This window comes from Acinetobacter pittii ANC 4050 (assembly GCF_000399685.1).
GTDB classification, from domain to species: domain Bacteria; phylum Pseudomonadota; class Gammaproteobacteria; order Pseudomonadales; family Moraxellaceae; genus Acinetobacter; species Acinetobacter pittii_E.
Genome location: NZ_KB976987.1, coordinates 196,227 through 212,882, shown reverse-complemented (window position 1 = coordinate 212,882; position 16,656 = coordinate 196,227). Strand labels below are relative to the sequence as shown.

The 16,656-nt window shown below is 38.7% G+C and carries 13 protein-coding genes; 7 read left to right on the top strand and 6 right to left on the bottom strand.

Annotated elements, in window-relative coordinates:
* Nucleotides 1-8: 8 nt before the first annotated feature.
* The 3 genes from F931_RS04955 to oxyR form a co-directional block, all read right to left on the bottom strand.
* Nucleotides 9-824 carry a PhzF family phenazine biosynthesis protein gene (locus tag F931_RS04955; protein WP_016140333.1) on the bottom strand — a complete coding sequence of 272 codons (816 nt, stop codon included), beginning with the start codon at nucleotides 822-824 and terminating at the stop codon, nucleotides 9-11.
* Between the two features lie 149 nt (nucleotides 825-973).
* Entirely contained in the window at nucleotides 974-2,368 is a 1,395-nt protein-coding gene (gene ydjN, locus F931_RS04950) for an L-cystine transporter (RefSeq protein ID WP_016140332.1), read from the bottom strand.
* A 208-nt stretch (nucleotides 2,369-2,576) separates the two neighbouring features.
* The gene (gene oxyR / locus F931_RS04945; RefSeq protein WP_016140331.1) at nucleotides 2,577-3,458 is read right to left on the bottom strand and encodes a LysR family transcriptional regulator; all 882 of its coding nucleotides are present in this window, start codon (nucleotides 3,456-3,458) and stop codon (nucleotides 2,577-2,579) included.
* Nucleotides 3,459-3,554: 96 nt separating this feature from the next.
* Here oxyR and F931_RS04940 point away from each other — a divergent pair, with 96 nt between their 5' ends.
* Complete coding sequence (locus tag F931_RS04940; protein WP_025470255.1) at nucleotides 3,555-4,733, top strand: YbfB/YjiJ family MFS transporter; 1,179 nt, start codon at nucleotides 3,555-3,557, stop codon at nucleotides 4,731-4,733.
* Nucleotides 4,730-4,855 (top strand): hypothetical protein, encoded by a 126-nt coding sequence (locus F931_RS21850; RefSeq protein WP_013197121.1) that lies wholly within the window; start codon nucleotides 4,730-4,732, stop codon nucleotides 4,853-4,855. The genes F931_RS04940 and F931_RS21850 overlap by 4 nt, the downstream gene beginning before the upstream one ends.
* A 43-nt stretch (nucleotides 4,856-4,898) precedes the next feature.
* Here the strand turns inward: F931_RS21850 and icd are convergent, their stop codons facing one another.
* Nucleotides 4,899-6,155, bottom strand: a complete 1,257-nt coding sequence (icd, locus tag F931_RS04935) for an NADP-dependent isocitrate dehydrogenase (protein ID WP_016140329.1) — start codon at nucleotides 6,153-6,155, stop codon at nucleotides 4,899-4,901.
* Between the two features lie 196 nt (nucleotides 6,156-6,351).
* Here icd and rluE point away from each other — a divergent pair, with 196 nt between their 5' ends.
* Nucleotides 6,352-7,143, top strand: a complete 792-nt coding sequence (gene rluE / locus F931_RS04930; protein ID WP_016140328.1) for an rRNA large subunit pseudouridine synthase E — start codon at nucleotides 6,352-6,354, stop codon at nucleotides 7,141-7,143.
* Between the two features lie 117 nt (nucleotides 7,144-7,260).
* On the opposite strand, the gene F931_RS04925 is transcribed toward rluE, so the two are convergent.
* Entirely contained in the window at nucleotides 7,261-9,498 is a 2,238-nt protein-coding gene (locus tag F931_RS04925) for an NADP-dependent isocitrate dehydrogenase (protein ID WP_002118624.1), read from the bottom strand.
* 398 nt (nucleotides 9,499-9,896) lie between these two features.
* Nucleotides 9,897-11,600 (bottom strand): M61 family metallopeptidase, encoded by a 1,704-nt coding sequence (locus F931_RS04920; RefSeq protein ID WP_016140327.1) that lies wholly within the window; start codon nucleotides 11,598-11,600, stop codon nucleotides 9,897-9,899.
* Nucleotides 11,601-11,770: 170 nt separating this feature from the next.
* Between F931_RS04920 and dacD the strand changes: the two genes are divergently transcribed.
* From dacD to phrB, 4 genes are all read left to right on the top strand, one after another.
* Nucleotides 11,771-13,090, top strand: coding sequence for a D-alanyl-D-alanine carboxypeptidase PBP6B (gene dacD / locus F931_RS04915; RefSeq protein WP_016140326.1), 1,320 nt, complete (start codon nucleotides 11,771-11,773; stop codon nucleotides 13,088-13,090).
* A 98-nt stretch (nucleotides 13,091-13,188) separates the two neighbouring features.
* Complete coding sequence (gene ndh / locus F931_RS04910; RefSeq protein ID WP_016140325.1) at nucleotides 13,189-14,475, top strand: NAD(P)/FAD-dependent oxidoreductase; 1,287 nt, start codon at nucleotides 13,189-13,191, stop codon at nucleotides 14,473-14,475.
* Between the two features lie 135 nt (nucleotides 14,476-14,610).
* Nucleotides 14,611-15,093: an FKBP-type peptidyl-prolyl cis-trans isomerase gene (gene slyD, locus F931_RS04905; protein ID WP_002118581.1), complete on the top strand. Its 483-nt coding sequence runs from the start codon at nucleotides 14,611-14,613 to the stop codon at nucleotides 15,091-15,093.
* Between the two features lie 119 nt (nucleotides 15,094-15,212).
* The gene (gene phrB / locus F931_RS04900; protein WP_016140324.1) at nucleotides 15,213-16,655 is read left to right on the top strand and encodes a cryptochrome/photolyase family protein; all 1,443 of its coding nucleotides are present in this window, start codon (nucleotides 15,213-15,215) and stop codon (nucleotides 16,653-16,655) included.
* Nucleotide 16,656 lies beyond the last annotated feature (1 nt).

Below are 16,656 nucleotides of genomic sequence, written 5' to 3'. Positions count from 1 at the left end.
CTTATATTTTAAGGAAAAATTTCAGCTTGCATATAAAGTTTTCCATATCCTGCGATTTCAATACGTTCCTCCGACAGGACATTGCAATATAAAACCCCACCGCGGCTAGAAGCCTGATAAGCCGTAATATTATTTTTAGCGAGTTTTTCTGCCCATAATGGCGCTATTGCGGTATGAATTGAACCTGTCACAGGGTCTTCATCTATACCCGCGACAGGAGCAAAATAACGCGATACACAATCATATTGCTGGTCTGCTTTTGATGTTATTACAACATCCATAGCTGCAGTTGTAATTGCAGTTCTCTTACCTAGAGCTTTGAGCAAATTCATGTCAGGCTGCTCATCTAATACATCTTGTACTGATTCATACTCAACAATATAGGCTTGAACATTTTGATAAACCGCTTTAAAAGGTTTGGTTAAAGCTTGACGTAAAATGTCTGGATAATCTTCCACTTGATGAGCTTTACGAATCGGGAAATCCATTCTGATTTTGCCATCTTCATCTTGATGTACCACAAAAAGCCCCAAATTTCGTACATGGAAATTAATTGTCTTTTTATCAGTAAAATCTTTAAAGATTACAAAAGCACTGGCAAGTGTGGCATGCCCACAAAAATCAACTTCAACCGTTGGCGTAAACCAACGGATTTCATAATTTTCAGCATCTATAATTTTTACAAAGGCAGTTTCCGACAAGTTGTTTTCAAGTGCTATCTTCTGCATTAAATCTGTATCCAGCCATTCTTTTTCAACAATCACAGCAGCCGGATTTCCACGAAATAGCTCTTTTGTAAAAGCGTCAACTTGATACATTTTCATGATAGTACTCTCTTTTGTAATAGACTCATTTTCGAAAATTATTTAAAAGAAAAACAGATACAGTTTTTTAAAAATTAACATCACAGTGGCAATTTACACATATAAAAAAACGGCTCATCCAGAGTAGATGAGCCGTTTAATATCAGTTTTTAATGATGTTGAGTTAACTCAATTTCATCTTCACTATTTAATATTTCTTTATCGGTCTGACCCATCAATTGACTGGTCACAACACCAGCTGTCATTGAACCATTTACGTTTAAGGCAGTACGCCCCATATCAATGAGTGGCTCGATTGAAATAAGCAGTGCAACCAAAGTCACTGGCAAGCCCATAGCAGGAAGCACGATTAGCGCAGCGAAAGTCGCACCACCACCTACTCCGGCAACTCCAATTGAACTTAAAGTTACAATACCAACCAACGATGCAATCCACATTGGGTCTAGAGTATTAATCCCCATGGTTGGCGCAACCATCACCGCGAGCATTGCTGGATATAAACCTGCACAACCATTTTGACCAATGGTTGCCCCAAAAGAAGCTGAGAAACTCGCAATAGATTCAGGAATACCTAAACGACGAGTTTGGGTTTCGATACTGAGCGGAATACTTGCAGCGCTTGAACGACTGGTAAATGCAAACGTCAAAACAGGAGCAACTTTTTTGAAGAATTTAAGCGGAGAAACACCTGTCAGGGTCAAGATAATGGCATGCACGACAAACATGATCGCTAGACCTAAATAAGATGCCACCAAGAAACCACCAAGGTTTAAGATATCTGCGACATTCGAACTTGCCACAACTTTTGTCATAAGTGCAAAAACACCATACGGTGTAAGTGTCATCACTAGACGAACCAGCTTCATTACCCAAGACTGCAAAGTCTGAATTGCAGTTAAAATACGCTGGCCTTTCTCTGTGTCATCTTTCATTAGGTTGAGTGCTGCTATCCCTAAAAAGACAGCAAAAATAACCACACTAATAATTGAAGTTGGATTGGCGCCAGTTAATTCAGCAAATGGATTACTTGGAATAAAGGAAAGAATAAATTGCGGTACACTTAGATCGGTAACTTTACCTACGTAGTCTGTATTAATCGCAGTTAAACGTGCAGTTTCAGCAGCACCTTGCACTAAACCTTTAGCAGTTAAGCCAAACAGGTTTGTAACAAATACCCCTACCAGTGCAGCAATCAGTGTTGTAAAGAGTAATGTACCAATCGTATAAAAACTGATTTTGCCTAAAGATGAGGCTTGGTGTAATTTTGCAACCGCTCCCAAAATAGACACAAATACCAAAGGCATAACAACCATTTGTAAAAGTTTTACATAGCCATTTCCAACGATATTAAACCAGCTAATAGATTCAGCAAGAATCGGATGGCCACCGCCATAAATCAAATGTAGTCCTAAACCAAACACCACACCTAGAACTAAGCCAGCCAGAACTTTTTTTGATAAGCTCCAATCTGTTTTACGTGTTTGGGCGAGTAAAAATATTAACCCGACGAAAACCACAATATTGATGATTAAGGGTATATTCATTCCCAAACTCCAAATTATTGCTTGTGTCATCTTTCAAGGGGGCATATTTGACCATAGCCGGCCTATATAAACTACCCTTTTCCACAATTTTATAGCATCAAGATGATTACAAACCTGCGTGAGAATATAAAATGACTTTTAAATACATATATATCACTTTTAATTTATAAATTACGTAAGATATTTATGTATAAAAATCAGCCTCTACTTAAGCAACCTTTAATTCAAATTGTTGCTCAATAAAATGAATAAACTGCTTTAAATTGGTTCCCCAGGTTTCTGGTAACTGAGCAACCAAGTAGGTCGTAAAAAAAGCAGATTCCGTATTTAATCCAAAACAATTGACTGAAACTTTATCTGCAACTTTTGTGAGATATGACCTCGGTAATAAGGCAAAACCCACACCCAATTCCACACAACTCACGATTCCGTCAAGGCTTCCCATTTCCATGATTTGTGAAGGCGGAACGCTAAAATCATTCAAGAAAAGCTCTATGGCATGTCGATATGAGCAACCCTGCCGAAATGCTATAAATCTAGTCTTTGCAAGGGTGGCCTTGTCTGGAAAGCTCACTTGTCGCTTAGGACAAACCAGAACCAGCTCTTCGTGCCAGACAGGAAAACTATATAACTCTGGAATCACATATTTAGAAGCAACGAAAGCACAATCCACCTCTCCTTGCTGCACCGCACTCAACAAATATCGGGTTGGGTGGGTTTGTAACTCAATCGGTAAATTTGGATATTGCTGCATACATTGATTGAGTAATTGAGGAAGACGTATTGCTGCTGTCGTTTCCATACTGCCCAAACGAATGGTTTCATTCGGATCAATATCACCCTCTTGAAAGATTTTTTTAGCTTTATTATGTAGCCCAATCATTTGAACAGCATAACTATGTAGCTGTTGTCCGGCATTGGTTAAGGTCACTGGGTTATTACGATTGAATAAAATAACCCCCAACTCTTCTTCAAGTTTTTTTATATGGCTCGTGATATTCGATTGAACTGTATACATTTTTTGTGCAGCCAATGAAAAACTTCCACTCTCTGCAACAGCTAAAAAAAACTCTAGAGACTTAAGTAACATACCACTATCTCAAAATAAGATAATTAACATCATATTAAATCATTTTTAATGATTGATAAACTCGTTTTTAATAATAAAAAAATTGAGCGTCTTCTCATGTCTACGTTTTATCGAATGAGCTTAATTGTCTTTTTGGCAACTTGTTTGGGAATTGGTGTTTTTAGATTTTCCTATACCGCGCTCATGCCCATCATGATCGAGCAGTACCACTGGAATCACGATTTTGCCAGCTACTTAGGCAGTGCAAATTTATTGGGATATCTCATGGGTGCCTTATTGGCGCTGCCCAGTATTAAAGAAAAGTACATCCCCTCCCTCATCGTACTTTCGGCTATAGCTGGTAGCCTTAGCCTACTATGCTGTTCATTCATGGATATGCCTCTGGTGTGGTTCATTGTCTGGCGTACGATTTCAGGTATTGCTGGTGGTTTACTTATGATCTTGGCGCCTAGCTTTGCAATGAAATACATTCCCAACACACAAAGATTAAAAGTTAATTTTTTAGGATTTAGCGGGATTGGTGTCGGCGTTTTATCCGCCACTATTATTATTCCCCTACTTAAAAATATGCCCGTACATTATGTTTGGGATATTTTTGCGGGTCTTTCTCTATTAGGAAGCTTAACTCTTTATCGATTATTAACTCGCAATACTGCCCAGATTATTAAATCGCAATCGACCTCTCTACAAGCTTCACAAAAATCACGTTTGGGTCTGGTTATTATTATTGCCTATATGTGTAGTGCCTTTGCCTATATTCCCCATTCTTTGTTTTGGATGGATTATTTATCTGGAACTCTGCATTTTCCCCTACAGCAAAGAAATCTATTTTGGGTTCTCTATGGAATGGGAAGCTGTATTGGTGCCCTTGTTGCTTATGGCTTAAGCCGAATAATGGGATATCTACAGACTATTAAATGGTTATATGCCATTTACTGCCTAGCTGTTGTTTTACCTTTCCTTTCACAAATGACTTCTTTACTGGCCTTATCTTCGCTTCTGACAGGTTTACTCACTCCCGCAACCGTATTTATTAGTTCTTATAGTCTGTTACAGATTTATGAGCAACGTTATCAAAAGCTTTGGAGCCTTGCCACTATTGGGTTTGCTAGCACTCAGCTTTTAGGAGGTGTTGTCATTAGTACTTTGCATCATTTGCATTGGTCTTATGCACATCTTTTTCTTTTAGGCGGAATGGTTCTCTTTTTTGCGATTTGTCTTTTGCTGCCTCTACGCCCGTCTTTCACCTCAACTCTCGGAGAAACCAAATCGTGAAAACTCTGCTCTTTCCATTATTTCTAGTTGCTTTCGTTCTTGTTATTCAGGCCCTAGACCAGAGTTATCAAAAGAAAACTGGTTTTATTAAAACTCCGAAACACCCCGAATTTATGCAATAAAAAAAGCCCTCGAATTGAACCGAGGGCTTTCCTATATAAGATTTTAATCTTCCATGTGTTTGATAATCGCATCACCAAACTCAGAACAACGTAACAAGGTTGCTCCCGGCATTAGGCGCTCAAAATCGTAAGTTACGGTTTTGGCAGCAATCGCTCCAGAAATCCCTTTAATGATCAGGTCAGCAGCCTCTGTCCACCCCATATCGCGTAGCATCATTTCGGCAGAAAGAATAATAGAACCGGGGTTTACTTTATCCTGACCTGCATATTTAGGCGCAGTCCCATGGGTCGCTTCATAAACCGCTATTGCACCACCAATATTTGCACCCGGTGCAATACCAATGCCGCCTACTTCTGCTGCTAAAGCATCAGAAATATAGTCCCCGTTTAAATTTAGGGTGGCAATCACTGAGTAATCGGCTGGACGCATCAAGATCTGTTGTAAAAACGCATCTGCAATGACATCTTTAATAATGATGTCTTTACCAGTTCTAGGGTTTTTAATTTTAACCCATGGACCACCATCAATTAGCTCTCCACCGAAACGATCTAGAGCCAATTCATAGCCCCACTCTTTAAATGCGCCTTCGGTGTATTTCATAATATTACCCTTGTGAACGAGCGTCACAGAAGGTTTGTCATTTTCAATTGCGAACTGAATGGCTTTACGGACTAAACGCTGTGTTCCTTCTTTTGAAACTGGTTTAATTCCAATACCACATCCTTCAGGGAAACGAATTTTTGTAACACCCATTTCTTCTTGAAGAAACTTAATTACTTTTTTAGCTTCTTCTGAATCAGCTTTCCATTCAATACCGGCATAGATATCTTCCGAATTTTCACGAAAAATCACCATATCGGTTAATTCGGGATGTTGAACGGGTGATGGAACACCTTCAAACCAACGCACTGGACGTACGCAAACATATAGATCTAGTTCTTGGCGCAAAGCGACGTTGAGTGAACGAATGCCTCCACCTACTGGTGTGGTTAAAGGACCTTTGATGGATACAACAAACTCGCGAAGTGCTTCGAAAGTTTCTTCAGGCATATAGTTGCCATAAATTTTATTGGCTTTTTCGCCGCAATACACTTCCATCCATTCGATTGAGCGTTTACCACCGTAAGCTTTTAAAATCGCAGCATCTACGACTGCTTTCATTGTTGGTGTAATATCCACACCAATACCGTCACCTTCAATGAAGGGAATAATTGGATGATTTGGTACGCTCAGTGATAGGTCTGCATTTACTTTGATTTTGTCACCGTCGGCAGGAACCACGATCTTCTGATAACCCATTGTGTAGATTCTCCCTTTTATAATACTTAATTAACTAAAAATAATTATCGATAAACAATACTTTCAACTTTTATTAACGCATAATAGCTTAATCGAATTTAATTCTTTTTGAGATTTATGTGGGAAATAAGCAAATTTCACACTTAAATATAGCTCAATGTTTACTCTAGTTATTTGAAAGAAGAAGCCATTTTTTATGAAAATTGTGATTCTCAACAAGCCATATGACGTTCTCTCCCAGTTTCGTAAAGACGAAGCACATATGACCGTCTCTGACTTTGTTGATGACCCGACTTTACGCTTAGCAGGCCGTCTTGATATGGACTCTGAGGGTTTAGTTTTTTTAACCGATCATGGTGGTCTGAATCAGTTCATTACCAACCCTGCAAATAAAAAATACAAAACGTATTTAGTTCAAGTTGATGGCGATGTAACCGAAGAAGCGCTTGAACAACTTCGTAAAGGTGTAGAACTGAACGATGGTATAACGCTTCCAGCTAAAGCCATTAAAGTCAGTGAACCTGAATGGTTATGGGAACGTAATCCGCCAGTACGTTACCGTGCAAATATTCCAACATCTTGGATTGAGATTTCAATTTGCGAAGGGCGTAACCGTCAAGTTCGTCGTATGACTTCTGCGGTAGGTTTTCCAACTTTACGTTTAATTCGCACTAAAATTGGCTCAATCGACTTAGTTCAACTTGGCTTAAAACCAGGTGATGTTAAAGAAATTGAACCATTACTCTACCCTGACTTTAAAGATGTGCCAGCTGAACAGCCTTATCGTTCACGTTCATATGTGAAAAAACCAGGTGGTACAGGCGGCAAGCCAATGGTTCGCAAAAATAAAGATGGTTCTGCGAAAAAGTCTGGTACAAAACGTATTTGGCAAATGGATGAAAGCGAGAAACCACGTCGTAAGACCAATGGTACAACTCGTCCAAATACCAAAGCACCACGTGGTCGTGGACGTAATAATGGTCGATAAACACATTTAAGTTTTAAAGCTCACATCAGTGGGCTTTTTTAATGTCTTTTATTTTTAGGCAATAAAAAACCGGTGCATATGCACCGGCTCTTAAGCTATTTACTAACGAGTTAGTAATTAAGCCTCAACTGTTGCAAGAGCTGCATTGAATGTAGCACTTGGACGCATTACAGCATTTACTTTAGTCGGATCAATTGCGTAGTAACCACCGATGTCCGCTGGTTTACCTTGTACTTGCGCAAGTTCAGCAACGATCTTCTCTTCATTTTCAGCTAAAGCTTTAGCAAGAGGAGCAAATTTAGCTTTCAACTCAGCATCTTCGTTCTGAGCAGCAAGCGCTTCAGCCCAGTAAAGTGACAAGTAGAAGTGGCTGCCACGGTTGTCAATTTCACCAGTACGACGTGATGGAGACTTGTCATTGTCAAGCAATTTACCAGTCGCTTCATCAAGAGTCTTCGCAAGTAACTTAGCACGAGCATTATTTTCTTTAATACCCATTTCTTCTAAAGATACTGCAAGTGCAAGGAACTCACCAAGTGAATCCCAACGTAAGTGGTTTTCTTCAACAAGTTGTTGTACGTGTTTTGGCGCTGAACCACCTGCACCAGTTTCGTACATACCACCACCCGCCATTAGCGGAACGATAGACAACATTTTTGCAGAAGTACCAAGTTCCATAATTGGGAACAAGTCAGTTAGGTAGTCACGTAAAATATTACCAGTCACAGAAATCGTGTCTAGGCCACGTACTACACGCTCAAGTGTGTAACGCATTGCACGTACTTGAGACATGATTTGGATATCAAGACCAGTTGTATCATGATCTTTTAAGTACTTTTGTACTTTCTTGATCAACTCGTTTTCGTGTGGACGGTACGGGTCAAGCCAGAAGATTGCAGGCATGCCTGAATTACGTGCACGAGTTACTGCAAGTTTAACCCAGTCACGAATCGGAGCATCTTTAACCTGACACATACGCCAGATATCGCCTTCTTCCACATTTTGAGTCAATAACACTTCACCAGTGTCAAGATCGGTAATGTTCGCAATACCTGCTTCTGAAATCTCAAAAGTCTTGTCGTGAGAACCGTATTCTTCAGCTTTTTGAGCCATCAAACCAACGTTTGGTACTGTACCCATAGTCTTCGGATCGAAGTTACCATGCCATTTACAGAAATTGATCATTTCTTGGTAAATACGGGCAAATGTTGATTCTGGCATAACAGCTTTAGCATCATATTGCTTACCATCAGCACCCCACATTTTACCACCGGCACGAATCATTGCTGGCATAGAAGCATCAACGATGATGTCGTTTGGTGAATGGAAGTTAGTGATGCCTTTTGCCGAGTCAACCATTGCAAGTGCAGGACGGTGTTCTTGACAAGCATGTAAGTCTTCAATGATTTCTTCACGTAATGAAGTAGGAAGAGTTTCGATTTTCTCGTATAACCCAGCCATACCGTTATTTACGTTAATGCCTAACTCGTCAAATAACTTACCGTGTTTTTCGAAAGCTTCTTTGTAATAGATTTTCACACAGTGACCGAAAACGATCGGGTGTGAAACTTTCATCATTGTCGCTTTTACGTGTAAAGAGAATAAAATTCCCGCTTCTTTACAATCATCAAGTTCTTTTTCATAGAAATCACAAAGTGCTTTCTTGCTCATGAACATTGAATCAATGATTTCACCTTCTTGAAGCGCAACTTTTGGCTTAAGAACAATGCTCTTACCACTGTTAGTGATAAGTTCCATTTTCACATTACGCGCGCGATCAAGTGTCATTGATTTTTCACCATGGTAGAAGTCACCTTCTTCCATATGTGAAACGTGAGTTTGTGACCACTGTTTCCACTCGCTCATTGAATGAGGGTGTTTTTTCGCATAGTTTTTAACTGCTGCAGGAGCACGGCGGTCAGAGTTACCTTCACGAAGGACAGGGTTTACTGCTGAACCAAGGCACTTACCATAACGAGCTTTGATTGATTTTTCTTCTTCAGTCGTCGGATTTTCCGGATAATCAGGAATTGCGTAACCTTTTGATTGAAGCTCTTTAATACATGCAGTTAATTGCGCAACAGACGCACTAATGTTCGGGAGTTTGATAATGTTTGTATCTGGATCTTGTGTAAGACGACCTAGCTCTGCAAGGTTGTCAGATACCTTTTGCTCTTCACTTAGGTAATCAGCGAATTCTGCGAGCACGCGTGCAGCTACAGAGATGTCACTTTTAATAATCTCGATGCCAGCTGGCTTGGTAAAGGTCTCAATGATCGGCAGTAGCGAATAGGTCGCCAATAATGGCGCCTCATCAGTCAGTGTGTAAATAATAGTTGACTTTTCACCAGCCATATATAGCCCCTTCCGTTTGATTGAGTGTTGAGGACCGAGCTTGTGGCCCAGTGCCTACGAACCGATATGCTTAAATAAAACCCTGAGAGTATCGGCTCTCATTGCCTTCCAGTCAACGAAATATCCAGTGATAACGACATTTCGTAGTGAAATAATACATAATTTAAATCTATTAATAATATTCTTATACCTAACTTAAGGTCATACATATAGCTTTACCAACCTTCTAGGTATAGAACACTCTTAAATTACATGAGATATCTTTCAGAGTTCTGACAATTATTATACTTTTCATTCAAAACAAACTCAAAGATAACGCGCTTGACTATTTTTTTATGCCATTCAAAAGAAAAACCGATGTACAAAACATCGGTTTTTATAAACGATTTAACTGCTATTTAAGCCTTTAACCATTTATCGGTTTTCGCCTGATCTTCAATCACCAGTTCAACTTCAGTTAAATCAGATGTAGCACACTCAACGTCAAAAGTTAGTAACTCATCGCGGCGGAAAGCAAAGATAGTGTAAGTACCACCCTGCTTTGCATACTTCTCAACAAGTTTAGTGGTCGCTTTTAACCCATCAATTGCAATAATTACATCATGAGCAGAAATACCTGCTTTCGCTGCTGCGCCATCACGACGAGCACTTTGTACGAGTACACCTTCTGGCTTATCAACAAGTTTTAAACCTAGTGGCAAAGATTTGTCCGTTTTAACTCTATAACTTAAGCCAAACTCAGGGAACAATTGATCAAGTGGTAACTCATCAGTGGTATTAATCAAATGATTAATTTGTTCAATCCAGCTATCACCCGTCAGTTCCTTACATAAATCAAAAATGGTTCTTTCATTTACTTGCATACCATTTTGAGTATTTTCATATAACCGACGCATTAAAGCATCAAGACTAGAACCACGTAGGCGTAAACCTAAATCTAGGCATAATGCTACCAATGAACCTTTATTGTAGTAACTCGTACCTGCGTTATTTGAGTTTTCATCTTGACGATAAAATTTAATCCAAGCATCAAAACTTGATTCGGCCACTGTTTGAACAAAACGGCCTGGGTTTTGTAAATAGCGATCAATTTGTGCTTTGAGTAAATCAAGATAAGACTTTTGAGAAATCACGCCGCTACGTAATAAAATCAAGTCATCGTAATATGAAGTAAAACCCTCAAATATCCACAATAAAGACGTGTAGCCTTCTTGATGCAAATTATAGTTTGCAAAGTTTTCTGGACGGATGAACTTGACTAACCATGAATGAAAATATTCATGACTACATAAGCCTAAAAAACGTTGATAGTCTTTAGAAGGTTCAGTTGGTTCATTCGACTTTGGCAAATCGTCACGTGGTGTGATCAAACTTGTACTATTACAATGTTCTAACCCACCATAACTATTCCCTGTTGCCATGGTCATGAAGGTATAGTTTTTAAATGGTGCTGAACCGAACATATTTATTTCAGCTGCACAAATCTTTTCAATATCTGCCTTTAGACGATCAATATTCGTATTATGCGAACCAGAAATTACGAACTCATGTTCAATGCCATGGGTTTCAAAACTAAAGCGTGTTTGGTCAGCTAATTCAAATGGGCTATCGATCAGTTGATCATAATGATCTGCTTTTAAAGTAAATCGACCTTTAACTAAACTTTTTGAAGCTAAGCCTGTTGCTAACTGAAAATGCTTTAATTCATCCGGCAAGAAAACTTCCACTTCACATGCAGATTGCTCTTGCCCTTCTAAAGCCAAACATACACATGCTGGATTGATATATAGACGAGTCTGATCGACATACGCACCACGTACCGACAAATCATATGCATACACATCATATTCAATCGTCATTAATTCGTGGTCTGTATTAAATAAACGCCAGCGATTCTTGCTCGTTTTTTTAATGTCTAGCAGACGACCAGCTTCATCATAAGCTTTAACGGATTCAATATGTTTTGAGAATTCTCGAATTAGATAACTACCCGGAATCCACGTTGGTAACCAAAGTTCCTGATTCGGGTTGGCTAAAAAACGAATTGTCACGTGAACAAGGTGTTGTTTGTAATCATCGAACTCAATTTGATAATGCAACATAAATTCTTCAATTTAAAATAAGAACGGCTTCACATTAGATTATCACTTTTTTGTATCGTCTTGCGTAGATGTATTTTTTGGCAACAATTCCCACTAGCCTTCCATGAAAAAAAGGCATAGCATGCTGTGCATCTGTGTCCCGTATTTGCCAGTGAAAGTTAAGGTCATCCGTGAAATTTTTTCTATCTCTTTTTACCCTCTTTAGTATTTTCTGTACTACCCTAACCCATGCTGCATTACTCAATATTGCACCTGAAAGTGTTGAAGCTGCTGCATGGACTATTGTAGATACTCAATCGGGTCAAATTATTGCTGAGCATAATAGCCATGTGCAACGTGCACCAGCATCTTTAACCAAAATGATGGTTGCCTATATTGCCTTAAAAGAGATTAAAGCTGGCAAATTGAAAAAAGAAGAAATCATTACTGCGACTCCAGTGGTTAGTGTTGTGCAGTGGGATGAATCACAAATGTATCTTAAAGCTGGTGAACAAATTTCGGTTGATCAGTTATTGGCAGGTTTAATCGTGATGTCTGCGAATGATGCAGCCGTGACTTTAGCTGAAAAAATTTCTGGTGATGTTCCTCACTTTGTACAACGTATGAATCAGGAAGCTCAGGCATTAGGTATGAAAGATACTCACTTTAGTAATCCTGCCGGAATTACGATGCCTGATCATTTCACTACAGCACACGACCTTAGCTTATTAAGTCAGGCTGTCATTAAGCAGACCCCTGAATATTTACACTATTCAAAAATGCCAAGCTTTAGCTATAACCAACGTTTCCACCACGCGACTAATCTTGCTTTGAAATATGATCTATCTGTAGATGGCTTAAAAACGGGATATACCAAGGCAGCAGGTTACAACTTGGCTTTAACGGCTTCACGTCCTTCATTCTCATCTAACCTAAATCAAAGACGTTTATTAGTAATCGTTTTAGGTACGCCAAGTGCAGTAAAACGTGCTGAGATTGCAGATAAATTAATGAATCTTGCGTATGCCTATACACGTGATGAAGTGATTATTCCTGAACAAAAATTAATTGCTGAACTGCCTGTTGTAAAATCGACTTTAAAAATGTTTAAGGTAGAAACAAAGCAACCGACCATTGTAACGACGTCTTTATATGCAGACCCGACACCAATTGATTTAAATACTTTTGACAATGTGACTCAACGTGTCCAAGTCCTCGACAGCAACATGCAACCAAAAATTATTGCTCCACTCGAAACGACTCAAACCCGTGTAAACATTGAGCTGAATGAAAAACAATTAACTGCGCCGTTAATGAAAGTCATGAGCTTGGCAACAGTATCGATTTATCAAAATAATCAACTGATCCGTAGTCTTCAAATTGAAGATAACGTACATATTGAAGAAGCCAATATTTTCCAAAAAATCGCAATGTGGTTTTCTAGCCTCTTCTCTATTTTTTCATCAAGTGAACATAGCGCGGCAAAACTCTACCCTGTAGATTCGCACTAAAAACATCAAATTGTGCACAGACGCACAATAAATTTTATAAATAAAAGATGGCATAATTTAGCCATCTTTTTTTATAGAAAAATAATTAGGTGAAAAAAATGACCCAAAATTTACATCATATTGTAATTGTTGGTGGTGGAGCTGGTGGCTTAGAACTGGCCACACAACTCGGTGAAACTTTTGGGAAAAACCGTAAAGCAAAGATTACATTGGTTGACCAAAACCTCACCCATATTTGGAAACCTTTACTTCACGAAATTGCTGCTGGTTCTTTAAATCCGCACGAAGAACAAACAAACTATTTTGCACACTCAGAAAAACATCATTATGAATTTGTGCTCGGAACATTAGTTGGCGTTAATAAAGACAAAAAATTAATTGAGTTAATTCCTCCTCAGCTGTCTAAGGAACAACAAAATCATCCGCAAGAATTAAGTTATGATACGCTTATTTTAGCGCTTGGTTCAGTATCCAATGACTTTAATACAACAGGTGTGCGTGAAAACTGCCATTTCCTCGACAGCAGAAAACAAGCCGATGTTTTCCAGCAAGATTTATTACATCTTTATATTGAGGCTCAAAATCAACCTAATCAGCGAACTTTAAATATTGGAATTGTGGGAGCTGGAGCGACAGGTGTAGAGCTTGCAGCTGAGTTAATTGAAACAACTAAAAACTTTTATAAATATGGTCTAAAGAAAATTCATCCCAACCAAGTCAAAATTACACTGATTGAAGCTTCTGAACGTATTTTACCTGCTCTAAGTGATAAAACTGCCGACCACAGTGCTGAGCAGCTCAAAAAAATGGGCGTTGAAATTTTAACTCAACACCGCGTTGAAAAAATTGATAAGCATTGCATCTACTTTAGCAATAGTAATCAATTAAAAAGTGATATTACTGTTTGGGCGGCAGGCGTAAAAGCACCTAAGGTTCTAGAAAGTTTTACCGATTTTAAACGTGATAATATTAACCGTCTGATGGTCTATGCAACGTTGCAAACCTACTCCGATCCAAATGTATTTGCGTTTGGTGACTGTGCTCATTGCCAACTGGATGCAAGACAACCTCCACTTGGCCCACGTGCTCAAGTTGCAAGTCAACAAGCGAGTTTCTTAGTCGATGCTATGGCTGCTCGATTAAATGGCCGATCACAGCCGATGTTTACATTTAACGACAAAGGTTCTCTCGTGTCTTTAAGTCGTCATAAGGCCGTTGGAGAATTACTTGGTGATGTCAGTGTGCAAGGCTACATTGCAAAAACCATGTATGTCTCTTTATATCGTTTACATCAAGCAACGATTCACGGATACACTCAGGCTGGAATACTCACAATGAAAGATTTACTTACAAGACGTGTACGTCCAAAAATTAAGCTGTATTAAGTTGAATTTTTTAAGTTCGTCCCTATTTATATAAAAACGCATCAGAAAAAGTGCCAAAGATTAAGATTTTGTAGTCTACAAAATTTATTTTTCACTTTATGATGTACGCTTCAATTGATTGAATGGATCAAAAACATGACTGCTATTGCAAATAACCACGTGGTTTCATTCCACTACAAATTAACAAACGCTGAGGGTGAAACACTTGATCAATCTCAAGGTGAACCACTTGCCTATTTGCACGGTGCAGGCAATATCATTCCTGGTTTAGAAAATGCATTAACAGGTAAAACTGTTGGTGAAAAATTTACTGTTAACGTACCTGCTGCTGAAGGTTATGGCGAATACAACCCAGACCTAGTGCAAGAAGTTCCAGCTCAAATGTTCCAAGGTGTTGAGAACATCCAACCTGGTATGCAATTCCAAGCTCAAACAGATGACGGCGTTCAGATCGTTACTGTTAAAGCGGTTGAAGGCGACAACGTTGTTGTTGATGCTAACTTCCCACTTGCTGGTCAAGATTTAACTTTTGAAGTTGAAATCGTAGAAATCCGTGATGCTTCTCAAGAAGAATTAGATCACGGTCACGTACACGGTGCTGGTGGTCATCACCACTAATTCATCTTTAAAGATGAATAAGAGCAAAGCTTCGGCTTTGCTTTTTTTATATTTTTATTTTTATATACTATTTTAATAATAATTCTCTCGCTCCCTTAAATTTATAAAGGTCGTTTTTCATGTCAAACGTAAATCAGCTGGTTTGGTTTCGTCAGGATTTAAGAGTTCGAGACCATGCTGCTTTATGGCATGCTTCTCAACAAGGACCTTGTATTGGATTAATTATTTTATCGCCTGAACAATGGCAAACGCACCACGACGCACCTATAAAAATTAATTTCTATTTACGTCAGCTTCAACAGCTCAAAAAAGAATTAGAACAGCTTAATATTCCACTTATTATCCAAGTCACTCCTTACTGGAAAGGTATTGCTGACTTAATAGGTAAACTGACAAATCAGCTCAATATTGAAAACGTCTATTCAAATATAGAGATCGGCTTTAATGAATTAAAAAGAGATAAAACTGTACAGGAAGTTTTAAATCAGCAAGGTAAAGAACTATTTTTATTCCATGACCGTACAATTTTTCCTTTACGTTCTATTCGCAATCAGTCACAACAGCCCTATCAGGTTTTCGGTGCATTCAAAAAAGCCTGTTATTCAAAATTGGATATTAGCGGTTTACCTCAATGCTATCCGATTCCTGAAAAACAAAATGACTACCCCACTTCTTTTTCAAAAATAAACAGCTTAACTCTAGAAGATATCGAAGCTTTTTTTGACTCATCTGTTTCTAAAGAACAAGAAGACCTATGGCCAGTTGGAGAGAGATTTGCTCTAGAGCAGCTCGACGTATTTATTAAAGATCATTTATCTGACTATAAATTAGAGCGTGACTTTCCCCATGTAAAAGGAACTAGTCAACTTTCTCCCTATTTAAACCTTGGAATTTTGTCTATTCATCAGTGTTTACAGGCCCTTTTTAGAACTGAACATGGCAACTTTCATTTGACGAATGTAGGCCAGCAGACTTGGCTAGATGAACTGCTTTGGCGAGAATTTTATCAACATATTTTATTTGATTTCCCCCATGTTTCTAAACACATTCCATTTAAAAAGGATACTCAGAAAATCAAATGGAATTATAATCCCGAGCACCTCACCGCATGGCAAACTGGCCAGACGGGTATACCGATTATTGATGCTGGAATGCGCCAACTTCTCAAAACAGGATGGATGCATAATCGTGTTCGCATGATTACTGCCATGTTTTTATGTAAAAACTTACTGATAGATTGGCGTATTGGTGAACAATGGTTTATGGAGCATTTAATCGATGGTGATTTAGCAGCAAACAATGGTGGTTGGCAATGGTGCGCTTCTACAGGAACCGATGCTGTACCTTACTTTAGAATTTTTAATCCTATTGCTCAATCAAAGAAATTTGATCCAAATGGGGATTATATTCGTCAATGGGTTGAAGAATTAGCTCATCTAGACAATAAAGCCATTCATGAGCCCTACTCAACCAAAACGAATACTCAGTTAAATTATCCAAAACCAATAGTTGATTTAAAGGAAACCCGTCTTAAAGCAATTGAAACTTTCAAGAGTATTTAAA

Bases quoted from the DNA above. Each gene is read 5' to 3' on its own strand.
- F931_RS04955 (WP_016140333.1), bottom strand. From the start codon at position 824: ATGAAAATGTATCAAGTTGACGCTTTTACAAAAGAGCTATTTCGTGGA.
- ydjN (WP_016140332.1), bottom strand. From the start codon at position 2,368: ATGAATATACCCTTAATCATCAATATTGTGGTTTTCGTCGGGTTAATA.
- oxyR (WP_016140331.1), bottom strand. From the start codon at position 3,458: ATGTTACTTAAGTCTCTAGAGTTTTTTTTAGCTGTTGCAGAGAGTGGA.
- F931_RS04940 (WP_025470255.1), top strand. From the start codon at position 3,555: ATGTCTACGTTTTATCGAATGAGCTTAATTGTCTTTTTGGCAACTTGT.
- icd (WP_016140329.1), bottom strand. From the start codon at position 6,155: ATGGGTTATCAGAAGATCGTGGTTCCTGCCGACGGTGACAAAATCAAA.
- rluE (WP_016140328.1), top strand. From the start codon at position 6,352: ATGAAAATTGTGATTCTCAACAAGCCATATGACGTTCTCTCCCAGTTT.
- F931_RS04925 (WP_002118624.1), bottom strand. From the start codon at position 9,498: ATGGCTGGTGAAAAGTCAACTATTATTTACACACTGACTGATGAGGCG.
- F931_RS04920 (WP_016140327.1), bottom strand. From the start codon at position 11,600: ATGTTGCATTATCAAATTGAGTTCGATGATTACAAACAACACCTTGTT.
- ndh (WP_016140325.1), top strand. From the start codon at position 13,189: ATGACCCAAAATTTACATCATATTGTAATTGTTGGTGGTGGAGCTGGT.
- slyD (WP_002118581.1), top strand. From the start codon at position 14,611: ATGACTGCTATTGCAAATAACCACGTGGTTTCATTCCACTACAAATTA.
- phrB (WP_016140324.1), top strand. From the start codon at position 15,213: ATGTCAAACGTAAATCAGCTGGTTTGGTTTCGTCAGGATTTAAGAGTT.